The 21,726-nt window shown below is 52.7% G+C and carries 22 protein-coding genes; 11 read left to right on the top strand and 11 right to left on the bottom strand.

The genetic code is table 11. From position 1 onward, the window contains the following. On the top strand, positions 1–966 hold the full coding sequence (gene dmeF / locus MHH62_RS12475; protein WP_008437453.1) for a CDF family Co(II)/Ni(II) efflux transporter DmeF: 966 nt from the start codon (positions 1–3) through the stop codon (positions 964–966). 43 nt (positions 967–1,009) lie between these two features. Further along, entirely contained in the window at positions 1,010–1,207 is a 198-nt protein-coding gene (locus MHH62_RS12470; RefSeq protein ID WP_008437450.1) for a DUF1289 domain-containing protein, read from the top strand. A 303-nt stretch (positions 1,208–1,510) separates the two neighbouring features. Here MHH62_RS12470 and MHH62_RS12465 read toward each other — a convergent pair whose 3' ends face one another. The 5 genes from MHH62_RS12465 to MHH62_RS12445 all read right to left on the bottom strand — a co-directional run bounded on the left by MHH62_RS12465 (position 1,511) and on the right by MHH62_RS12445 (position 5,711). Continuing rightward, a complete protein-coding gene (locus tag MHH62_RS12465) occupies positions 1,511–1,978 on the bottom strand; it encodes a DUF411 domain-containing protein (protein WP_008437448.1) in 468 nt (155 codons plus the stop codon). Positions 1,979–2,140: 162 nt separating this feature from the next. Continuing rightward, entirely contained in the window at positions 2,141–3,193 is a 1,053-nt protein-coding gene (locus MHH62_RS12460; protein WP_008437443.1) for a copper resistance protein B, read from the bottom strand. After that, a complete protein-coding gene (locus tag MHH62_RS12455) occupies positions 3,165–3,410 on the bottom strand; it encodes a hypothetical protein (RefSeq protein WP_024073347.1) in 246 nt (81 codons plus the stop codon). The genes MHH62_RS12460 and MHH62_RS12455 overlap by 29 nt, the downstream gene beginning before the upstream one ends. Positions 3,411–3,422: 12 nt before the next feature. Next, complete coding sequence (locus tag MHH62_RS12450) at positions 3,423–5,327, bottom strand: copper resistance system multicopper oxidase (protein WP_339233005.1); 1,905 nt, start codon at positions 5,325–5,327, stop codon at positions 3,423–3,425. Positions 5,328–5,504: 177 nt separating this feature from the next. Then, positions 5,505–5,711, bottom strand: coding sequence for a co-regulatory protein PtrA N-terminal domain-containing protein (locus MHH62_RS12445; protein WP_019821302.1), 207 nt, complete (start codon positions 5,709–5,711; stop codon positions 5,505–5,507). Between the two features lie 386 nt (positions 5,712–6,097). On the opposite strand from MHH62_RS12445, the gene flgB reads away from it, so the two are divergent. Further along, the gene (gene flgB / locus MHH62_RS12440; protein ID WP_008437437.1) at positions 6,098–6,511 is read left to right on the top strand and encodes a flagellar basal body rod protein FlgB; all 414 of its coding nucleotides are present in this window, start codon (positions 6,098–6,100) and stop codon (positions 6,509–6,511) included. A 30-nt stretch (positions 6,512–6,541) separates the two neighbouring features. Here the strand turns inward: flgB and MHH62_RS12435 are convergent, their stop codons facing one another. The 5 genes from MHH62_RS12435 to MHH62_RS12415 all read right to left on the bottom strand — a co-directional run bounded on the left by MHH62_RS12435 (position 6,542) and on the right by MHH62_RS12415 (position 10,609). After that, entirely contained in the window at positions 6,542–6,742 is a 201-nt protein-coding gene (locus MHH62_RS12435) for a heavy metal-associated domain-containing protein (RefSeq protein ID WP_008437435.1), read from the bottom strand. A 111-nt stretch (positions 6,743–6,853) separates the two neighbouring features. After that, positions 6,854–9,124 carry a heavy metal translocating P-type ATPase gene (locus tag MHH62_RS12430; RefSeq protein WP_172833414.1) on the bottom strand — a complete coding sequence of 757 codons (2,271 nt, stop codon included), beginning with the start codon at positions 9,122–9,124 and terminating at the stop codon, positions 6,854–6,856. Between the two features lie 89 nt (positions 9,125–9,213). Then, positions 9,214–9,459 carry a DUF2933 domain-containing protein gene (locus MHH62_RS12425; RefSeq protein WP_032899631.1) on the bottom strand — a complete coding sequence of 82 codons (246 nt, stop codon included), beginning with the start codon at positions 9,457–9,459 and terminating at the stop codon, positions 9,214–9,216. Between the two features lie 94 nt (positions 9,460–9,553). Next, complete coding sequence (locus tag MHH62_RS12420) at positions 9,554–10,090, bottom strand: plastocyanin/azurin family copper-binding protein (protein WP_008437431.1); 537 nt, start codon at positions 10,088–10,090, stop codon at positions 9,554–9,556. Between the two features lie 165 nt (positions 10,091–10,255). Then, positions 10,256–10,609, bottom strand: a complete 354-nt coding sequence (locus tag MHH62_RS12415; protein WP_008437430.1) for a co-regulatory protein PtrA N-terminal domain-containing protein — start codon at positions 10,607–10,609, stop codon at positions 10,256–10,258. A 205-nt stretch (positions 10,610–10,814) separates the two neighbouring features. On the opposite strand from MHH62_RS12415, the gene MHH62_RS12410 reads away from it, so the two are divergent. From MHH62_RS12410 to MHH62_RS12375, 8 genes are all read left to right on the top strand, one after another. Beyond that, positions 10,815–11,510: a heavy metal response regulator transcription factor gene (locus tag MHH62_RS12410; RefSeq protein WP_008437429.1), complete on the top strand. Its 696-nt coding sequence runs from the start codon at positions 10,815–10,817 to the stop codon at positions 11,508–11,510. After that, positions 11,507–12,895, top strand: a complete 1,389-nt coding sequence (gene copS / locus MHH62_RS12405; RefSeq protein WP_008437425.1) for a copper resistance membrane spanning protein CopS — start codon at positions 11,507–11,509, stop codon at positions 12,893–12,895. Before MHH62_RS12410 ends, copS begins: the two co-directional genes overlap by 4 nt. 359 nt (positions 12,896–13,254) lie before the next feature. Then, positions 13,255–13,638 (top strand): copper homeostasis periplasmic binding protein CopC, encoded by a 384-nt coding sequence (gene copC, locus MHH62_RS12400; protein WP_008437424.1) that lies wholly within the window; start codon positions 13,255–13,257, stop codon positions 13,636–13,638. Between the two features lie 3 nt (positions 13,639–13,641). Continuing rightward, positions 13,642–14,580, top strand: a complete 939-nt coding sequence (gene copD / locus MHH62_RS12395) for a copper homeostasis membrane protein CopD (protein ID WP_008437423.1) — start codon at positions 13,642–13,644, stop codon at positions 14,578–14,580. 74 nt (positions 14,581–14,654) lie between these two features. Next, positions 14,655–14,996 carry a hypothetical protein gene (locus tag MHH62_RS12390; protein ID WP_073844967.1) on the top strand — a complete coding sequence of 114 codons (342 nt, stop codon included), beginning with the start codon at positions 14,655–14,657 and terminating at the stop codon, positions 14,994–14,996. Positions 14,997–15,095: 99 nt separating this feature from the next. Next, a complete protein-coding gene (locus MHH62_RS12385; RefSeq protein WP_008437421.1) occupies positions 15,096–16,352 on the top strand; it encodes a TolC family protein in 1,257 nt (418 codons plus the stop codon). Further along, positions 16,349–17,833: an efflux RND transporter periplasmic adaptor subunit gene (locus tag MHH62_RS12380; protein WP_339233004.1), complete on the top strand. Its 1,485-nt coding sequence runs from the start codon at positions 16,349–16,351 to the stop codon at positions 17,831–17,833. Before MHH62_RS12385 ends, MHH62_RS12380 begins: the two co-directional genes overlap by 4 nt. Then, on the top strand, positions 17,830–20,988 hold the full coding sequence (locus MHH62_RS12375; protein WP_008437418.1) for an efflux RND transporter permease subunit: 3,159 nt from the start codon (positions 17,830–17,832) through the stop codon (positions 20,986–20,988). Before MHH62_RS12380 ends, MHH62_RS12375 begins: the two co-directional genes overlap by 4 nt. Positions 20,989–21,093: 105 nt before the next feature. Here the strand turns inward: MHH62_RS12375 and MHH62_RS12370 are convergent, their stop codons facing one another. Further along, complete coding sequence (locus MHH62_RS12370; RefSeq protein ID WP_223816875.1) at positions 21,094–21,720, bottom strand: DsbA family protein; 627 nt, start codon at positions 21,718–21,720, stop codon at positions 21,094–21,096. Positions 21,721–21,726: the final 6 nt, after the last annotated feature.

Below are 21,726 nucleotides of genomic sequence, written 5' to 3'. Positions count from 1 at the left end.
ATGAGTAATTCGTACACCGACTATTCCCACGACCATATGTTCCTGGGGAAATCACATGAAGAAAACGCCAAGCGAACCTTGTGGGTAGTGGCTCTGACCGTCGTAATGATGGTTGCTGAAATCACCGCAGGTTATCTCACTGGCTCAATGGCGTTGCTTGCTGATGGATTTCACATGGCAACACACGCTGGAGCACTTGGCATAGCCGCAGCTGCTTACGGTTACGCAAAAAGACATGCCTCAAATGCTCGCTACAGTTTTGGAACTGGCAAGGTTGGAGACTTGGGTGGCTTCGCATCTGCTCTGATTTTGGGACTGGTCTCTTTGGGAATTGCCGGAGAGTCGCTATTTCGTCTCTTTCAACCGACTCAAGTGCAATTCGGGACAGCGACTCTTATCGCAATTGTCGGATTAGCAGTGAATGTGGTGAGCGCGCTTTTGCTGTCTGGCGGTCATAATCATCACCATGGGCATGACCACGGCCAAGATGAATCTCACCATGCACATGGTCATGACAATAATCTGCGCTCTGCTTATATTCACGTCATTGCAGATGCACTGACTTCGGTTCTGGCCATCGCAGCACTGCTTGCTGGTCGTTACCTTGGTTGGGTCTGGCTCGACCCTGCAATGGGGATTGTGGGTGCAGTTGTCATCGCACGCTGGGCTTGGTCGTTGATGCGGGTGACTGCGAGTGTATTGCTAGACCAGACAGATGATCATGTCGCTGAAGAGATTCGTGAACTGGTTGAGCGACAGGGAGATGCTTCGATCATAGATCTTCATGTCTGGCAGGTAGGGCCGCAAGCCCGCGCCGCTATTGTGAGTGTTCTAGGCAGCCCAGCAGTGAATGCACAAAACATACGAGAACGGCTTGCGACAGTTCATGAGATCACTCATCTGACAGTTGAGTACCGCACGAAGCCGGGCGCTGTTTCACCCGATCAGGTCGCCGTTCAGGCTTAGCAATGAGCCCGTAGTTCGCATAAGTTCGCCGAGGAATTGACCAATGGCCAAGGACATCGAGAATCCGTGTACTTCTGTCTGCCAGTTGAACAGCGAACTGTGCGTCAGCTGCGGTCGCACCAAGGAAGACATCAGAAAATGGAAACGAATGAAGCGTCCAGAAAAAATGGCCGCTGTACAACGCGCGACCCTGCGTCTGAAAAGCCTGCAAAAAAAGAACTCTCAAACCACTGTAATTTAACTTTTCTACGCTTTCAGCCGAGACAGATGTCCAGATTCGGAAAGGCAAGCTGAGTGGCAACGCCACCCGAACTTAGCACTATCGTGGTCAGATGCGCAGTGCTTGTCAGCAGACGGAGCATGGCGTCATCTCAAATTGTTATTGAGGACAGCGGTACGGGGTTATCCGATTCGGCGCAGGCGCGCCTTTACAGCTTGTTGCTGATCGTCCTTTGCGTATTGCTTGAGAATGAAATCAACATAGCATGTCCCGCTGCATGGCCATGAGCTGGGACCATGCTGTGGCCGAATGGATGAGGTGGGATTAGTTTGCGGGGTATTCAGCAATGACCTGATCTACGCCGGCTTTGGTCAGGCCGATTATTTGGTAGGTCTCATGTACTCCGTCGACTTCCATTCCTGGAGAACCTGCTGGCATTCCAGGAGCAGCGATCCCGAGAAGGTCGTCACGCTTACTCATCGCAATTATTTGCTCAACTGGCACATGACCTTCAACAAACTTCCCGTTGATCATCGCAGTGTGACAAGACGAGAGTCGTGGAGCGACACCTAGATCTTGTTTGACAGCACTCATGTTGGTTTCTACATGATCAATGACGGTGAAGCCATTGGCCTCAAGATGCTGAATCCATTTTTTGCAGCATCCGCAGTTTGCATCTCGATGCACATCGATGGTCAGGGCCTGCGCCGCTTGAGCCGTTGAGCCGATGAACAGCGCAGCGAATGTTGCAATACGCAGAAATCGACTTGAAAGTCGGAAGCTACCTGTCATGAATATTTCCTTTTCCCTTGGAGACGGCGAGATGTTCTACGAAGCAATAGAACCCCACTCAAGCGTTCATGCCGCTGCAAAGGTTACATTGAAGGATCTACTTTAGAGTCGGGGAGCCAACTCCCCGATCATTTGAATTCGTAGGGCTAGTGCTCAAATCGCTCAGAACCACATCCGAATACCAGCTACAAACCGGGCCTCGTTTGTCTTTTCCCCTTCATCGCTGGCTAGGTCAGCCGTCTTACCATATGAGCGATTCCAGCTAACACCAATGTAGGGTGCGAATTGACGAGTAATTTCGTAGCGCAACCGCAGGCCTAGTTCGGTGTTGGCCAATCCAGATCCTATGCCGCGCTGAGGATCATTTTTCCCGTACAAGTTTACTTCGGCGGTCGGCTGCAAGATCAGGCGATTGGTCAACAGGATGTCGTAATCGCCTTCAAACCGAGCTGCGGTTTGACCGTTCTCACCAATATAAGCAGTCGCTTCAGCTTCAAAGTTATAGAGGGCCATGCCCTGAATACCGAGCGCTCCCCATGTTTGAGGTGACCCAGGTTTGAAGTCTTGTCGAATGCCGGTGACGACATCCCACCAAGGACCGATGGCGTGTCCCCACAGAGCCTGAAGTTCAGCGTTCTCGGTTACGCCATTGGTACGTTCGCCTTCCGAACGCAACCATAGGCGATCGACGTCACCGCCGATCCACCCTTTTGCATCCCAAGCCAGCGCACTACCGTTGTCAGCGTCTTGGTACTCAAATTTATCCAGGAGGATGAACGAGTTAATTTTTTTATCGTGCACACCATGGCCTGGTAAGTCTGGAAAAGCGGCGGCCCGGTCAGCGTCGGTAAGTACGGGGATTGGGGTTCGGCTTGTGGTAGTCGCCCCTCCATCCATGCTTTCCATACCGTCCATTTGCCCGTTATCGCTGTGATCCATAGCCCCCATCTTGCTATGGTCCATGGCTCCCATTGAGCCGTGGTCCATCTTGGAGTGATCCATCGCGGCATCTTTCGGTTTGGCGGGTTTGGATTTTTGTGCAGTTGAAGACTTTGCGTCCGCACTTGATGGCATCGCCATCGACGGATCCATCTCTTCAGCGGCTTGAGCCATGAAAAAGAATGCTGGACCGGTAGAGACTGCAAGTGCCATCAGCGTTGGGCGTAAAAACTTACTGGTCATGATCTCAATCTGCCTTTTTGGTTTTTTGGTCATGATCCATCGACTCATGGCTCATCTGGCTATGGTCCATCGCCCCGTGATCTAGCTTCGAATCGTTTGCCGTTGCTGGCTTGTCCGTTGCTGTAACAGGAACAGTGGTTGAATGGTCGCTGCCATTTTCCTCTGCCAGCACCGTGGACGAGAGTCCACCCAGCAGGACAGCGGCAAAGAGGCAACCCACGAGGGAATTACGATTTCGGTATGTGCTCACAGATCGTCTCCTTTACTCATCAACCCGTACTTCACGGAACATGCCCATTTCCATATGGAAAAGCAGGTGACAGTGATATGCCCAACGGCCTAAGGCATCAGCGGTGACTCGATAGCTGCGTTTGGTACCTGGTGGCATATCGATCGTGTGCTTGCGCACCATGAACTTGCCGTTCTCGTCCTCAAGGTCACTCCACATGCCGTGAAGGTGGATGGGGTGTGTCATCATGGTGTCGTTCACCAAGGTGATGCGCAGACGCTCGCCATACTTCAGGCGCAGCGGTTCGGCGTCAGAGAATTTGATGCCGTTGAACGACCACGAAAACTTCTCCATGTGACCGGTCAAATGAAGCTCGATGGTACGATTTGGCTCGCGGCCGTCAGGGTCTTGGAAAGTGCTTTTCAAGTCGGAGTAAGTGAGCACTCGACGACCATTGTTCCGCAAGCCTATGCCCGGATCACTTAGCTTTGGCGTTGGATTCATGGCTTGCATATCAACCAGGGGATTGTTGGTTTCAGAGGCAGGGTGTGTCTGCATTTCTCCACCCATACCACCCATGCCAGCCATCCCTGACATATCACCATTGCCCATCCCAGCCATCTTGCTGTGATCCATGCCCGCCATGTTAGTCATGTCACCGCTGTCCATGCCGGTCATCCCGGTCATGTCACTTTGGTCCATACCGGTCATCTTGCTGTGGTCCATGCCCGCCATGCCCGCCATGCCGGACATGTCACCTGGTGTCTTCTCTGCGCCGCCCATACCAGCCATGCTGCCATGGTCCATACCAGCCATACCGCCCATCCCCATGTCATCCATAGTGACGATTGGACGTGGATCTATAGCAGGTACCTGAGCAACTAGCCCTTCACGAAGAGCGAGGGTTCCGCGTGCATAACCCGTCCGATCCATAGACTGGGCGAAGATGGTGTAAGCCTCTTCACTGGCAGGCTCTACGATCACGTCATACGTTTCAGCTACGGCGATGCGGAATTCGTCAACACTCACTGGGTTGACGTGTTGGCCGTCGGCGGCCACAACGGTCATTTTCAAACCAGGAATGCGGACGTCGAAATAGCTCATCGCCGAGCCGTTGATAAAGCGTAGTCGTAGCTTCTCACCCGGCTTGAAAATACCGGTCCAGTTACCGTTTGGCGCCTGGCCATTCATGAGATAGGTGTAAGTATCTGCGCTGACGTCTCCAAGGTCGGTTGGGCTCATGTTCATTTCAGCCCACATCTTCCTGTCAGCTACTGTAGCTGACCAACCTTGCTTACTGACATCGTCGATAAAATCACCAACGGTGCGTTTATGGTGGTTGTAGTAGCCCGACTGTTTCTTAAGCTTGGCCATGACGCGACTAGGATCTTCATCGGTCCAATCAGTCAACATCACCACATAGTCGCGGTTGTATTGAAAAGGTTCAGGCTCTTTCGAGTCGATAACGATTGGCCCGTAAATCCCTGCCTGCTCCTGTAAGCCCGAGTGGCTGTGGTACCAGTACGTACCATTCTGATGAACCTTGAACTTGTACTCGTACATGCCGTCGGGTGCGATGCCATGGAAACTCAAGCCAGGTACACCGTCCATATTGGCCGGCAGAATGATCCCGTGCCAATGGATTGAGGTGTCTTGGTCCAGGCGGTTTTTTACACGCAGGGTGACTGTCTCTCCTTCGCGCCAACGCAGCAAAGGTCCTGGCAATGATCCATTGATGGTCATGGCTGTTCGCGGCGAGCCGGTAATGTTTACAGGTGTTTCACCAATAAACAGATCAAATTCATTGCCGGTGAGTACGCTCGGCAGACCTGGACTTGTCACCGCCCATACTGGAGTGCGCCAAAGGCCAAAGCCGCCGAGAATGCCACCAGCGGCCAAGCCTTTTACGAATGTCCGTCTAGAGGTTTTGGAATGCATGCCGTTTATTTCCAATCAGTCAAAAGGGAAGCCGTGCGAAACAACCGATCATGAGTTGCCCGGATCAGCTTTGCCCACCGTCACAAAAGACAAACTCTTACGGCAAGCGAGCTCAGAAATTGCCACATTTAAACCACCGCAGTGATTACATTTCTGTCAGCTTGGAGGGCTAGCTATTTAGCAATTCTTGTGATCCATCGCCTTGGCTTTGCTTTCAGCGACGGGATGTTGGGCATTTTGCGTTTGAGCTACTCGGTACGATTCCATCGAATTATTCCTGGCCACTTCCATGCGTGCGAAAGTCCGGTCACCACCCCCTTCAGCCATAGCCAAAGAAGAGACGGTCAGAGCCGCGATGACGAACAAGGTTTTGATAGGGTTCATTTGGGGGGCCTCGGATGATTATTGGTGACCCCTGAATCCACATCAGTCGTTGACTCTAGGGGGTGAGCTTGAGGCTCAATAGGACTATAAGACTCATCCCCTGTCAGGAAGCTTAGGCCAATATTACAGTTGTGTCAGGTTGCGATATTTCTCTTGAGATGCAGAGTGATTAGTCCGTAAGGTCTAAGCTATCCAACGACACATAACCTCCATCCACCATCTAAAATTTACCTGTGCGGCGTTGTAAGTTTCCGGTCACTGCACGATGGCGTGGCGTTTTTTGAGTTTTTCGCTGAAATCATACATCGGCTCGGACGCACTACGTTAAGCACTTGAGTGTTCGATAGGTGGGAATTAAATGGCAGCGTAACTAAAGGTGGCCACCGGTGAGTATTAATTTTGACAAAGCGCTTGGCTCCGCAGAAAGAGCATTACGTTTTCGCAGCCAACGAGCTGAGGTACTTAGCAATAATATCGCTAATGCCGACACTCCTAACTTTAAGGCCAGGGACTTGGACTTTTCTGCTGTACTGGCTAGCCAAACAAAAGGAGGTTTGGCTACTCCGTTCTCTTTAAAAACAACAAACCCAAAACATATTGCCGTAAACGAATTAGTAAGTGATATTCACGGCGGTGCTTTGCTTTACAGTACGCCGAACCAACCTTCCATTGATCAAAATACTGTGGATCAACAGGTCGAGGTCGCAAAGTATACGGAAAATGAAATTCATTTCGAAACCGCCTTTACTAGATTAAATGGAGCATTTAAGGGGCTACTTAAAGCTCTGCGAGGTGAATAATAAACTTTACCCAGCGAGGGAATCAGCGCCTCAGGCGCTGATTTGGGAAGGGAAACCGAGTGCTTCGACAGTTTTACGGACTTGCTCTGGGTTTTCACTGCTTTCAACGCTTACCTTACCTGCTGCGCGATCCACGGAAATCATAGCCTCGCTGTCCAGTGACTGAATTGCTTTGGTGATTTTGCTGACGCAGCTACCGCAACCAATGCCTGATACGTTTAAGACGAACATGGTTATTCCTCTTGTGCTGAGCAGTCTATTTTCACCGCAACAACAAGATCAACGTTGACACCACGGTAAGGTCAAGAGTTATGTATAGCGGGCTGTGAGCATCGGTTACGCTCATTCAATTCGGGTATTCCTCAGCCTCAAAGCATTGAAAACTACAGACGCAGAACTGACGCTCATGGCTAACGCAGCAATCATTGGAGACAGAAGGTGCCCCGTCAGTGGATAGAGCAGGCCTGCGGCGAGGGGAATACCCATTGAGTTGTAAAGGAAGGCGAACCCCAAGTTTTGCCGCATGTTTTTTACCGTTGCAACCGAAAGTGCCCGTGCCCGTAAAATCCCCATCAGGTCGCCTTTTACCAGCGTGAGCTGCGCGCTATTCATCGCGACGTCAGTCCCTGTACCCATGGCAATGCCCACATCTGCTCGCGCCAAGGCCGGTGCGTCGTTGATACCGTCGCCGGCCATGGCAACCTTTCGACCGGATTGCTGGAGGTCCGCCACCAGGCGCTCCTTGTCCTGAGGTTTCACTTCACCATGAACCTCTTCAATACCCATCTCCTTGGCGACAGCACGTGCGGTGGTGAGCCCGTCTCCCGTGGCCATGATGATTTTTACGTTATCAGCCTTAAGCTTGGTGACTGCTTCTTTAGAGGTCGGTTTTATCGGGTCTGAGACCGCTAGTAATCCTGCCAAGACCCCGTCAACTGCTAGATAGATGATGCTGATGCCTTCAAGGCGCAACAACTCTGCACGTTCTTGTAAGACCTTTGTGCTCACGCCGGCAGCTTCCATCAGTGCAGTGTTGCCCAGCTGTACTTTCTTGCCATCAACGAGACCACTCACCCCAATCCCTGAGCCGGACTCAAACGATTCAGGCTTGGTGAGCGCAATATTTTCAGTTCGGGCGTGATCGACGATGGCGTGTGCCAAAGGATGTTCGCTGCCTTGATCAAGGCTAGCGGCCAGTTGAAGCACATCGCGTGGGTTGAAATCTGGTGTGGCCTCCACACTGTGAAATACCGGCCGTCCCTCTGTCAGGGTTCCCGTTTTATCGACAATCAGTGTGTCGATCTTGCAAAGGTTTTCGATGGCACTGGCATCTCTGAACAGCACACCCATACTGGCGGCTTTACCCGTCGAAACCATGATCGACATGGGCGTTGCCAGACCCAGAGCACAGGGACAAGCGATGATAAGCACGGCGACAGCGTTGATCAGGCCGAAGACCCAGCTGGGTTCCGGGCCGAACAGTCCCCAACCTATGAGGGTCAGCAACGCAATCGCGATAACCGCCATCACAAAGTAGCCGGCGATCGAGTCGGCCATTCGTTGCATGGGCGCTTTGGAGCGTTGGGCTAGTGCGACCATTTGTACTATCTGCGACAGCATGGTGTCAGCGCCGACCTTTCGCGCCTCCATCACCAAGCTTCCATGAGTATTAAGCGTGGCACCGATCAGACTATCCCCTGCTCTTTTCATGACCGGCACAGGTTCACCAGTGAGCATGGATTCATCCACCGCACTTTCTCCCTCGAGTACAGAGCCATCAACTGGCACTTTTTCACCAGGTCTGACCCGCAAATGGTCTCCCAAGTGAACATGGGTAAGAGGAATGTCTTCCTCCTGACCATCGGCGTTGATCCTGCGTGCAGTCTTGGGAGATAGGCCAAGAAGGGACTTAATGGCGGCGGAGGTTTGTGACCGTGCTTTGAGCTCAAGAATCTGCCCAAGCAAGGTGAGCGAGATGATGACCGCAGCGGCTTCGAAGTAGACGCCGATGCGTCCATCTTGCATGAAGGTGGTGGGAAAACTTTGGGGAAATAGGGTTGCCGCGACGCTGTAAAGATAGGCTGCGGCAGTACCTAAACCAATCAGAGTCCACATGTTTGGACTGCGATTTCTAACGGATGCTATGCCTCTTACAAAAAAGGGCCAACCTGCCCATAAGGTGACCGGAGTGGCAAGAGCGAACTCGATCCAGTTTTGAACCGAACCATGGAAGATTTGTAATGAGTGACCCGCCATGGCTAGAAGGGCCACCATTACGGTTAAAGGCAGCGACCACCAAAAGCGGCGGGTGAAATCCAGGAGCTCGGGTTTGTCATCGTCATCAAGCGCGGGCATGACGGGCTCTAATGTCATGCCACATTTAGGGCAATTGCCGGGCCCTGGCTGTCTTATTTCCGGGTGCATAGGACAGGTAAACTCAGTGGCTACCTGTAGCGTGGGCTCTATAGCGGCGCTGCTGGGTTCAGCGCTGGGATGATTACCAATGTAGCGTTCTGGATCTGCCCGAAATTTCTCTTGGCATTTCTGGCTACAAAATTGATACGTCTGTCCTTGGTAAGACTCGCCAAATTTACTTGGAGGTATAACCGCCATACCGCACACCGGGTCGCGTAGACCACCGTCATTGGGTGAGGCAGCGTGGGCGGGACCGTGATCGTGGTGGCTCGGTGGAGTGGGCATAGCTATTTCTCTTCCTTGTTGGTTCCTGCCTGATCGCCATGGTCATGTCCGCCATGTCCATGTCCAAAAAAATGCATCAATGGACAGATCAACAGGATGAGGTAGGGCAAATACGGATAAACGTGGGTGAAATGTTCCCGCACCCCGTAAAAGGCACCGATCGCAATGAGCATGATCAGTACAACGCCTGTTTTGCGCCTCCAAAATGGTGGGGAGGTGCTTCCAGCCGGATGCTGATGCTTATCCATGATCTAGACCCCGTGTGTGAGCGTGTTGCTCTGATCTCTGCCTCAGAGCATAGCGAACTCTTGCGTCGACGCGGTTTTAGCGGTCGGTTCAGGCTTACTTCAAGTCAAATTGACCGACCATCCCCGACTGGTAATGACCTGGCACGTTGCAGGCAAATTGAAGTCCAGTTGTGTTGTTGAAGGTCCAGATCAACTCCTTGGTTGCCCCTGGCTCGATCAGCACGCTATTCGGGTCGTTGTGTTCCATTCCAACCATCTTCATGCCTCCCATGCTATGGCCCATGTTGCCCCACATTTTTCCAGTTCCGGTGGGTGTAAGCGTTCCATTCTGGAACATGCTCGCCATTTCTTTTTGGTGCGCCGCGTGAGCAGCGGCTTGGCCGATATTGAACTCGTGCAGCAACGCCCCTTTGTTGTGAAGTACAAAGCGAACCGTTTCACCGGGCTTTACGTCGATGCTTTTAGTTTTGAAGAAAATATCACCCATCTCTACATCAACCGTGCGAGTGACCTCTGAGGCGACTCCAGGCTGACCGATATCCTCTTTCCCATGACCTACGCTGGCCATCGCCGTAGCGCCGAGGAGTAGGGTGATTGCCGCAATAACTGGAGTAATGAGCTTAGTTTTCATGGTGACCTCGAGAGCCAGTGGAAAATACTAGCTATGCTAAAGGGATAGAGCTGAGCGTTAACTGACTTGAACACTACATTTCTGTCAGTTTTCCTGAGAAAACACGGCGCCCAGATGACGCCGTGTCTAGTGGGCGGTTCAGAGAGCCCCGTAGGAGTTATTCGGTTACTGATGGTTCTCAGAAAGCATCAGTTTGTGCTCGCGCTGCATTTGGTTCAAAACGTCATCAACCATGGCGTCGTGTTTTTCCATCCAGGCGAGATGTTCCTGAGGTGACATTGATGCTTTTGGATGATCTAGATGAAGCTGGCCCATGATCTCGCCCAGTATTTTCATATGCTCGGCCATGTGAACATGGCGCTGCCCTTCAGGAGCTTTTTCAGCTTGTACCAAGGTCGCTTCGGCTTTATCGCGCAGGCTTTCCATGCGCTCCATAATCCGATCTGCACCACCTTCAGCCAACGCAGATGCTGAGATGAGTATCGAACTAGCAAAGAATAGGACTTTTAAACGGTTCATGAGGAAGCTCCTTTTTGATTTGTTTTCCGGCTCCTCTAGCTTTCATGGTTAAGAGTCGGTCGAGCACCAGAAAGTACTCATGCTCGAACCCTAGACAGCACTCGCTGACATCTACCTGAAGCCAATATTACTTTTCTGTCAGTTGCTGGTTGGCAGAGGCATTTCATTGCAGACTCAGCCTCACAATTATTCGAGAGCCATCCCCATGAGACTTCTGGTTGCGGAAGACGAACCCAAAATAGGTATTTATTTGCAGCAAGGACTCACCGAGGCGGGGTTCAATGTTGATCGTTTTACCAATGGCAAAGACGCGCTTCAGCACGCCTTGAGCGAGGCGTATGACCTGCTGATTCTCGATGTGATGATGCCTGGGCTGGATGGCTGGGAAGTACTTCAGAAAGTGAGAGCATCCGGAAAAAATGTCCCTGTGCTTTTCCTCACGGCGCGAGACCGAGTTGAGGATCGGGTAAAAGGACTTGAGCTGGGGGCTGACGATTACCTGATCAAACCCTTCGCATTTTCTGAATTGCTGGCTCGCGTCAGAACGCTGCTGCGTAGAGGTACCACTGCCCCCTCCCAAACCCATATGAAATTGGCTGATTTGGAGGTGGACCTCCTCAAACGCAGGGTTATCCGCGCAGGCAAACGTATAGATCTAACGGCCAAAGAGTTTGCGTTGCTCGAATTGCTGCTCCGTCGTCGAGGTGAGGTTCTGCCCAAGTCGCTTATTGCTTCCCAGGTCTGGGACATGAACTTTGACAGCGATACTAACGTCATCGAGGTTGCTGTCAGGAGGCTCAGAGCAAAGATTGATGATGATTTTGAGGTCAAGCTTATCCACACCTCTCGAGGCATGGGGTACATGCTGGATGCGCCGGATTCGGGGACGGGGTCGGAATGAAGCGAATGTCCCTGACTACGCGCATGAGCCTGATGTTCATGCTAGCTGTAACGGCTGTGCTCACCGTCGCTGGACTCAGTTTTAACAACCTCAGCCGGCATCATTTCAAGATGCTGGATCAGCAGGCGCTGAACGAAAAGCTTCACTCGACGCAAAGAATTTTGACTGGGTTGAACAGCATTGATCAATTCAGTGATGTTAAGCCTGAGCTGGAGGCACTGCTTGGTGCTCATCGTGATTTGACAGCTCTTATCATCGATGGTGACGGTAAGCTCCTGTTTGCTGACCCAGGTCCGATCGTAGTTCCTGAAGACTTCCGAACGGTCACAAACAGCAATGTCTGGGAGTGGCGAGACCAGGAGCAGATATTTCGAGGCGTGACGGCGCAAGCCATAGTGACGGGGCAGGACAAGCCATTGACAGTGATGTTGATCTTTGATGTTACTCAACATATGGCCTTCTTCGAGACGCTTGAACGATGGTTTTGGATAGGACTGGTGATAAGCGCGCTGGTCAGTGCTGCACTGGGCTGGATGGTAGCGCGTAGTGGACTACGACCTATTCGCCTAGTCACTCAGGTAGCAGCTTCGATGTCAGCTAAATCGCTCAAAGAGCGTATTCCATTAGGTCCCGTTCCCCAAGAGCTCCAGCAGATGGTGCTCTCGTTCAACGCAATGTTATCTAGACTGGACGATGCGTTTGTTCGTTTATCGAACTTCTCTGCGGACATTGCTCACGAATTACGGACACCCGTTAGCAATTTGATGACTCACACTGAAGTGATTTTATCTAGAAAAAGAAATATTGAGGACTACGAGGACAATCTGTACTCAAATCTTGATGACTTGAAACGTATGGGACGTATGATTGATGACATGCTTTTTCTAGCGAAATCAGATAACGGTCTAATTACACATGAAAACAAACCGATTGACCTGGTAGCAGTAGTAGAGAAATTACTCGAGTACTACCGTTTGCTGGCTGATGAGCGAGGGATCGACCTGAAGGTCACAGGCAGGGGTAGCGTCCGAGGTGACGTACTCATGCTCGACAGGGCCATCTCTAATCTGCTCTCAAATGCGCTCCGGTACACCCCCGAAGGAAAGTGTATTACTGTCGATATTCGGCAGAAAGGAACTTCAATATCAGTCTCTGTGGAGAACCCGGGAGAGCCCATTGCGTCCGAGCATCTTGAAAAGCTGTTTGATCGATTTTATCGCGTGGACCCAGCTCGCAGAGAAGGAAGTCCAAGTAATGCAGGGCTAGGTTTATCGATTACTCGATCTATCATTGAAGCGCATGACGGAAAAATATGGTGTACGTCGTTAAACGGAATAACAGCCTTTCATATTGAACTCCCATGTGCTGATGCAAGAAAGGTCTAAGACACCTTGTTCATATGTATGCAGGCAACATGTGGTTAGCTCAATAGGATCGTTTTTGGATGAGAGAAAACTCTTGGAGCGTTCCAAAGAAAGTCGCGTATTTGGCGCCGTATCCGGGCAGATCAGTGCCAAAAACCCGCCCCAAGCTGACTGAAATGTAATCGAACAGTTTGCGTTCATGTGGCATCGTGTACTCGCACTGTGACGTTGGAAATCTTGTGATTCCTCCCTGTCCAGCCGGCCCTAGAACACGGAATTTGCTAGGTATTCGTCAGTGGTTTTAACGAGCGTCAAAAAGTAAAAAACTAGATATTCCCTAAAAACCTAGAACCAACAGCTTTTGCTGTCAGGAGTCTTGCATGTCATTCCTTAAAACTACCACCGTAGCTGTTGCGCTGACTGCGGGTTTGCTTCTGAGTGCAGTTGCTCAGGCGCATCCAAAGCTGGTTTCTTCTACTCCCGCTGAAGGATCGGATGCGGCGGCTCCGTCTAAAATCGAACTGCACTTTTCTGAGAATCTAACGACTCAGTTCTCTGGTGCAAAGCTGATTATGACCGATATGCCTGGTATGCCGAATTCACCTATGGGCGTAAAAGCTAACGTGGCAGGTGGCGGTGATCCGAAGACGATGGTTATTACACCCGCATCGCCATTGACCACGGGTACTTACAAAGTCGAATGGCGTGCCGTTTCCTCGGACACTCACCCGATTACCGGCAACTTTTCTTTCAAAGTGAAATGATTCATGAGCGACTCATTAAATATCGTTGTTCGCTTTGCTCTTTATTTCGACCTGATGCTGTTATTTGGACTGGCAATTTTTGGTCTTTATAGCCTCAGGGGAAAAGAAAGAATATCGGGAACAGTTTTGAATTTTGAGTCGCTTCTTTACAGTACTTCTGCTGTAGGTGTAGCTCTGTCCCTTGCCGCCATGTTGTTACTTGCGAAAGCAATGAGTGGCGTGTCGGGTTTCATGGAGCTACATCACCATATCTTTCAAATGGTTCTCATGGGGACTGACGTCGGTTTGACCTGGATGGTCCGAATAGGGGCGTTGGTGACGGCCATTATTGGCGTTTCCCTGAACAAGCGCTTTCCAACACTGAGTCTTTGGATTGTCACTGTCTGTGGCGCGATTGCGCTAGCGACGCTGGCATGGACAGGGCACGGAGCAATGGACGAGGGGAGCCGTCGCTACTGGCACTTTATTAGCGATATCTTCCATCTTTTGGCCGCAGGCGGTTGGTTGGGTGCGCTAGCGGCATTTGCCCTGCTGCTGCGTTTGAAATCACTGAAAGGTGAGCGAGAAGCACGAATTCTTGCTCGGGTACTGACAGGGTTTGAATCGGCCGGCGCGGTGATTGTAGTGATCATCAGCATTACGGGAGTGGCGAACTACCTATTTATCGTTGGGCCAAATCTCGATGAGGTGATGCTCAGCACTTATGGCGAGTTGCTATTTTTGAAGGTCCTGCTCTTTGCCGGGATGATCGTATTAGCGACGCTCAACCGTTTTCACCTAAGCCCGCTCTTGGAACGTTCTGTTCGAAATGGAGACTATGCTGTCGCGGTCAATGCCTTGCGCCGTAGCATGAAGCTCGAATTTTCAATGGCAGTCATCATTATTTGTCTAGTCGCATGGTTAGGTACTTTAAGCCCGGTCATGGAAATGAGCGCGGCATAGCGGTTGGTGATGGCCGACTAAGGAGTCTCAAGGGTGAATTGTAAGGGCCATTTGCACCGTCTACACTCCAGCTCATGAAACGCTACCTGCGGTTTTGCCTAATTTTCCTGATTAGCTTGGCGCTTCCCCTCAGCGGGATGGCGGGTGTTCAGACATCGATTGAACCATGCCCGATGAAAACCATGGGCATGGCGATGATGGATGGTATGGGGCAAGACTGCTGCCACGACATGAAAAGTCCCACCGAGCATGGCAAACCTTGTAAGCCCGGTCAGGAATGCAAAACTGGCGGCATGTTGCAAGTATCGATCATCAAGCCTCCTATCACCCTGTCCAGTCCTCTCATTCTATCATTCTCCAGCCATTTCCCGCTCGTACAAACCTCTTCAGGGGTATGGCGACCCCCACGTACTTGATTCCTGTACCACACTGAGCCTCATTCCGCGTTAGCGGGATGGCATATCTGCGCGCATGTCTTATGAAGCGCGCGGTGGATCATCACAGGAATCGTGAACATGAACTCCAAGTGCTGTTGCACAGGTTGGTCCTTCCTGGCCGGCCTGGCGGCAAGCGTACTTGCATTGCCGAGCTTCGCTAGCGCATTGACATTCGATGAAGCGCTGCGTCTGGCCGAAAACAATGCACCATCGTTGACCGCACAAGACGCCAAAATTCAAGCAGCCACTAGCGCGGCCATTCCCGCCGGCGAACTACCCGATCCCAAGCTACTGCTGGGCGTGCAGAACTACCCCATTGGTGGACCCGACAGATGGAGCATCGACCAGGACTTCATGACCATGCAAGTGGTCGGGATTAGGCAGGAGATGCCCAACAGCGACAAGCGCAAAGCACGTATCGAGGTCGCGGATGCGGCTGTTGATCGAGCGTCAGCCGAGCGTCGAGTGGCGCGTCTGAACGTCCGACAGTCCACGGCATTAGCCTGGATCAGAAGCTACTCGGTTGAGCGTAAAGATGCGTTGTTCCAGGACTTCTACAAAGAAAACCGTCTTCTGACCGATACCGTCAGAGCTCAGATTGCGGGTGGCCGAGCCCAACCCGCCGATGCGGTGACACCTAAACAGGAAGCTGCTCAACTGGCTGAGCAGCAGGATGATTTAGTTCGTCAACGTGCACAGGCCCGGGCCGCCCTCAAGCGCTGGATTGGCCCTGCCGCCGATGACAAACCGGTAGGCGGTTTGCCTGATTGGCCTATTGAGACCTCAGGTTACTCCCATAAGCTGCAACATCACCCCGAATTAGCGGCTTTTGTGCCGATGACCCGTGAAGCACAAGCCAAGATCCGTGAAGCTGAGGCGGAAAAGCAGTCTGACTGGAGCTGGGAATTCGATTATCAGCACCGAGGCCAACAATTCGGTGACATGGTCAGCGTGCAGTTTTCATGGGATCTCCCGCTGTTCCCTAACTCTCGGCAAAACCCCAAGATTGCGGCCAAGCACGCCGAACTAAACCAGCTTGAGGCTGAGCGCGAAGCCCTGTCACGCGAGCATACCCAGCAACTGGAGGATGAGTTGGCTGACTACGAGCGCCTCAATCGTGCAGTCAGCCGTAATCAGGAAAGCTTGTTGCCGTTGGCTAAAGAAAAGGTCGAACTCACGATGGCCAGCTACCGCTCCGGCAAGGGTGATTTGAACTCGGTTGTTGCCGCCCGACGCGAACTCATCGAAGCCCGTCTCAAGCAGGTTGACGTTGAAGAGCAACGTGCCCTGACCAGCGCTCGCCTGTATTTCTCTTACGGGGAGTCCGCTCAATGATTTTTAAATTATGGAAAGGGACTTTAATCATCGGCATCTCGATTGCCTTGGGTGTTGCCGGGGGTTACTGGTTAGCCCAACCGCGAATGAGCGGAGTAGCTGGTGTCGTACCGGATCATGAACCCAAAGCCTCTGCCGATCGAAAAGTTCTGTATTGGTATGATCCCATGTACCCACAACAGAAATTCGATAAACCGGGTAAGTCACCCTTCATGGACATGCAGATGATCCCTCAATACGCAGATACCAAGGGGGACAGCGCTGCCATTCGAATTGATCCAAGCCTGACTCAGAACCTTGGTGTGCGACTGGCTAGTGTCAGTCGAGGCGTATTTGCCTCGACACTGAACGTGGTAGGTGTGCTGGCCTTCAACGAACGGGACGTTGCAGTCATTCAGGCCCGTACAGCGGGTTTTGTCGAGCGTGTGTATGCCCACGCACCTGGTGATGTGCTGAAAGCGAATGCCGCCTTGGCAGATATCTTGGTGCCGGAGTGGGCAGCTGCTCAGGAGGAATTTCTCGCCCTCAAGCGTAGTGGCGATGCTGGCTTGCTGACAGCGGCCCGGCAGCGACTGCGGCTAACCGGAATGCCACTTACGTTAATTGCTCAAGTTGAGCGCACTGGCAAAGTTCAATCGAACCTGACGCTGACCAGCCCTATTGGTGGTGTGCTTCAAGAGCTGAGTGTGCGTGAAGGTATGACGGTGGCCGCAGGCGAGACGTTGGCTCGTGTTAATGGTTTGAGCAGTGTCTGGCTGGCCGTGGCTGTACCAGAGGCGGAAGCTGGGTCAATCGTAGTAGGGCAAGCAGCTGAAGCGCGTTTATCCGCATTCCCTGGAGTTGTGCTCAAGGGCGTCGTCAGTGCGATTCTTCCGGAAACCAGTTCGGACAGTCGCACACTTCGCGTTCGAGTTGAGTTACCCAATCCAGATGGCCGACTCAGACCAGGTTTGACCGCACAGGTAAGCCTCAATCGTTCAACGGAGCAAAGTGTTCTGTGGGTGCCGAGCGAGGCCGTCATTCGTACCGGTCGACGTGCGTTGGTCATGCTCTCTGAAGACGCTGGTCGATATCGCCCGGTGGAGGTGCAGCTAGGCCAGGATAACGATGGCAAGACGGCGATATTGAAAGGCTTGGAAGAGGGGCAGAAAGTGGTGACCTCTGGCCAGTTCCTGCTCGACTCGGAGGCCAGTCTCAAGGGCGTTGTCGCAAGCTCATTGGACGTTTCGCTATCTACTATGCCCGTTGGCGCTTTGCATGAGGCCGATGGTCAGATCGTTGAGATCAACGACAAAGAAGTCACGCTCGCCCACGGTCCCTTCAAGACATTGGGTATGCCAGGCATGACGATGACTTTCCCTCTCGCCACTCCTGCTCTGATGAAGGGCCTAAAAACGGGCGACAAGGTTCGGATCGCTGTTAGCCAGACGGACGATGGTCTGCGTGTTGAACGTCTGGAACGCTCTGGGGGCCAGCCATGATTGCGGCCCTTATTCGCTGGTCGGTGGCCAACCGCTTTCTTGTGTTGCTGGCGACGCTGTTCGTCACGGCATGGGGGATCTGGGCGGTTCAAAGTACGCCCATCGATGCATTGCCAGACCTGTCGGATGTTCAGGTAATTATCCGTACACCTTACCCAGGCCAAGCCCCACAGATCGTCGAAAACCAGGTGACCTATCCACTGGCAACCACCATGCTCTCGGTACCTGGGGCCAAGACTGTGCGCGGTTACTCCTTCTTTGGCGACAGCTTCGTTTATGTGCTGTTCGAAGACGGAACTGACTTGTACTGGGCCCGCTCGCGGGTGTTGGAATACCTGAGCCAGATACAAAGCCGCCTACCAGCCAGTGCTAAGCCAGCCTTAGGACCTGATGCCACTGGCGTTGGCTGGATTTTCCAGTACGCGTTGGTTGATCGCAGCGGTGGGCACGATCTGGCGCAACTGCGAGCCCTACAGGACTGGTTTCTCAAATTCGAGCTCAAGACGCTGCCGAACGTTGCGGAAGTTGCCACCGTAGGTGGCATGGTCAAACAGTATCAGGTCCAGCTCGATCCGCTAAAGTTGGCGAACTTGGGTATCACGCAGTCTGAGGTGACCGAGGCGATCGGCAAAGCCAATCAGGAAACCGGTGGAGCCGTGCTGGAAATGGCGGAGACAGAGTTCATCGTACGAGCTTCCGGCTACCTAAAGACGCTCAATGACTTTCGCGCCATCCCGCTCAAACTGGGCGCGGGCAGTGTGCCGGTCACGTTGGGCGATGTTGCCACGATTCAGTTAGGGCCTGAGATGCGTCGAGGCATTACCGAACTCGACGGTGAAGGTGAGACCGTCGGCGGCGTGGTGATTCTGCGCAGCGGGAAGAATGCTCGTGAAACCATTGCGGCGGTCAAAACCAAACTCGACGAGCTGAAAAGCAGTCTGCCGGCGGGGGTTGAAATCGTCACCACCTACGACCGCAGCAAGTTGATTGATCGTGCCGTGGAAAACCTCAGCCACAAGCTGATCGAAGAGTTCATCGTCGTCGCGTTGGTCTGCGGAATCTTTCTCTGGCACCTGCGTTCATCTCTGGTGGCAATCATTTCCCTGCCGGTTGGGGTGCTGATCGCCTTCATCGTGATGCGCTATCAGGGTATCAACGCCAACATCATGTCCCTTGGCGGGATTGCCATCGCCATCGGCGCTATGGTCGACGCTGCCGTGGTGATGATTGAAAATGCCCACAAGAAGGTCGAGGCTTGGCACGTGGCCAATCCTGGGGAGGAACTGAAAGGTGAACGTCATTGGCACGTGATGACTGAAGCGGCTGCCGAGGTAGGACCTGCATTGTTCTTCTGTCTGCTGATCATCACCCTGTCGTTCATTCCGGTGTTCACGCTGGAGGCTCAGGAAGGACGTCTATTCGGTCCATTGGCGTTCACCAAAACCTACGCTATGGCCGCAGCGGCTGGACTGTCGGTAACTCTCGTACCGGTGTTGATGGGGTATTGGATTCGTGGACGAATTCCCAATGAGCAGCAGAATCCGCTAAATCGCTGGTTGATCCGGATCTACGAACCCGCTCTGGACGCCGTATTACATCGACCTAAAATAACGCTGCTGGTTGCGTTGCTAGTCTTTGTCAGCGCGTTGTGGCCGATCTCTCGTCTGGGTGGTGAGTTTCTTCCCCCGCTGGACGAAGGGGACCTGCTCTATATGCCATCAGCTCTGCCTGGATTATCGGCGCAGAAGGCCGCGCAACTGCTTCAACAGACTGACCGTCTGATAAAGACAGTTCCAGAGGTCGAACACGTTTTCGGCAAAGCCGGCCGCGCTGAAACCGCGACTGACCCAGCACCTTTGGAAATGTTCGAAACCACCATCCAATTCAAACCACACGAACAGTGGCGCCCAGGCATGACCCAGGAAAAGCTCGTTGAGGAGCTAGACCAAGCGGTGCGTGTCCCAGGATTGACCAACATCTGGATACCGCCGATTCGTAACCGCATCGACATGCTGGCCACTGGCATAAAAAGCCCTATTGGTGTGAAGGTTGCCGGTACCAACCTGACGGAGATCGATGCCGTCACCCAAGCCATCGAACGTGTTGCCAAGGATGTCTCAGGTGTGAGTTCAGCGTTGGCCGAACGACTGACCGGTGGCCGCTATATTGATGTGGATATCGATCGTAAAGCTGCGGCCCGCTATGGGTTAAATATTGCCGATGTGCAATCGATCGTGGCCGGCGCAATCGGCGGTGAAAACGTCGGGGAGACGATTGAAGGGTTGGCTCGTTTCCCAATTAACGTACGTTACCCTCGTGAGTGGCGGGATTCACTCGGCGCTCTGGAGCAGTTACCTATCTATACCCCTCTAGGCAGCCAGATCACTCTTGGCACCGTTGCGAAGATCAAGGTCAGCGATGGTCCGCCGATGCTTAAGAGTGAGAACGCCCGACCTTCAGGCTGGGTGTATATCGACGTGCGGGGACGGGATATTGCTTCGGTAGTCGCCGATCTACGACGGGTCGTCAGCGAGCAGGTTAAGTTGCAGCCTGGTATGAGCCTGAGCTACGCAGGACAGTTCGAATTTCTCGAAAGGGCCAACGCACGACTCAAGCTGGTGGTGCCTGCCACGCTGTTGATCATCTTCGTGCTGCTTTATTTAACCTTTGCTCGCTTCGATGAGGCCTTGCTGATCATGGCCACTCTGCCATTCGCACTGACTGGTGGGGTATGGTTTCTCTATCTATTGGGATTCAACCTGTCGGTCGCCACTGGTGTCGGCTTTATCGCTTTGGCCGGTGTTTCTGCCGAATTTGGCGTAATTATGCTGCTTTATCTGAAGAACGCCTGGGCTGAGCGTGAAGACCTCGGCGATAGGACCGAGCACGGGCTGATGGCCGCGATTCGTGAAGGCGCTGTCCAGCGCGTTCGGCCCAAAGCCATGACTGTGGCTGTCATCATTGCTGGCTTGTTACCCATTTTGCTGGGCAGCGGGACCGGCAGCGAGGTGATGAGCCGAATTGCGGCACCCATGGTTGGAGGCATGATTACCGCGCCCTTGCTGTCGCTGTTTGTCATTCCGGCAGCCTATCGACTGATGCGTCGCCGGCACCTCTCAGTTGAGCCCATCAATCCTCAAGAAAAAGTCGTATGAAACTGACCCTGATTGCAGTTGCAAACACCGTATTTGCGCTGTCTCTTTCGGCCCACGCGTAGGACATGCCGGGCATGAAAATGTATGAATGGAATGCAAGCTCATTTAATGACAATGGCTAAGTGATTTAACGTTCGACTTTTGCAGAGCGTCGCAGCTCTTTTTTTGAGCCAGCCAATCACGAGCTGATAATAACAATACCCCGTCAGCTGGTCCCTCAAGCTTTACGGAGCTGCCAGTCGTGTTGTCTTTAATTATCACAGTAGGAGTTGCCGTAATGCCCGCTTTGAGGGCCTCCTCGACCTGTTGGCCAACATGCCGGGCGATCACTTTGTCGGTAGCTGCACAGGACAATAAGTCCTGGTAAGTAACATCAACGACGTTCAGATGCCCATTGAAACCCTCACCGTTGCTACGGGTCCGGTCAAAAATCTGGTCAATGGCTTGCCAGAAGGCAGGTGCGCCACCAAGCGCCCCCGCACATTCAGCGAGCTTGGCTTCGTGTAATGCGGTCGGACCGTGCACATCCAGTGGCAGATGATGCCACTGCAGGTTTACATCCTTCTGCTGCTGTATCCAGGTTTTCAACGCAGGTGTGTACGTCTTGCAGTAGGGGCACTCCAGATCCGCGAACTCAGTCACAGTCCAGCGTGCTTTGGAAGGACCAAACAACCACGGGCCTGTGTTGTGCGGGGATGGTATCTCACTTCGAGTGAGGGCTAAGCAGGCCATCGATGT

Source organism: Pseudomonas sp. FSL L8-0168 (assembly GCF_037976155.1).
GTDB lineage: Bacteria > Pseudomonadota > Gammaproteobacteria > Pseudomonadales > Pseudomonadaceae > Aquipseudomonas > Aquipseudomonas paracarnis.
This window is presented reverse-complemented; position numbering and strand designations above follow the sequence as displayed.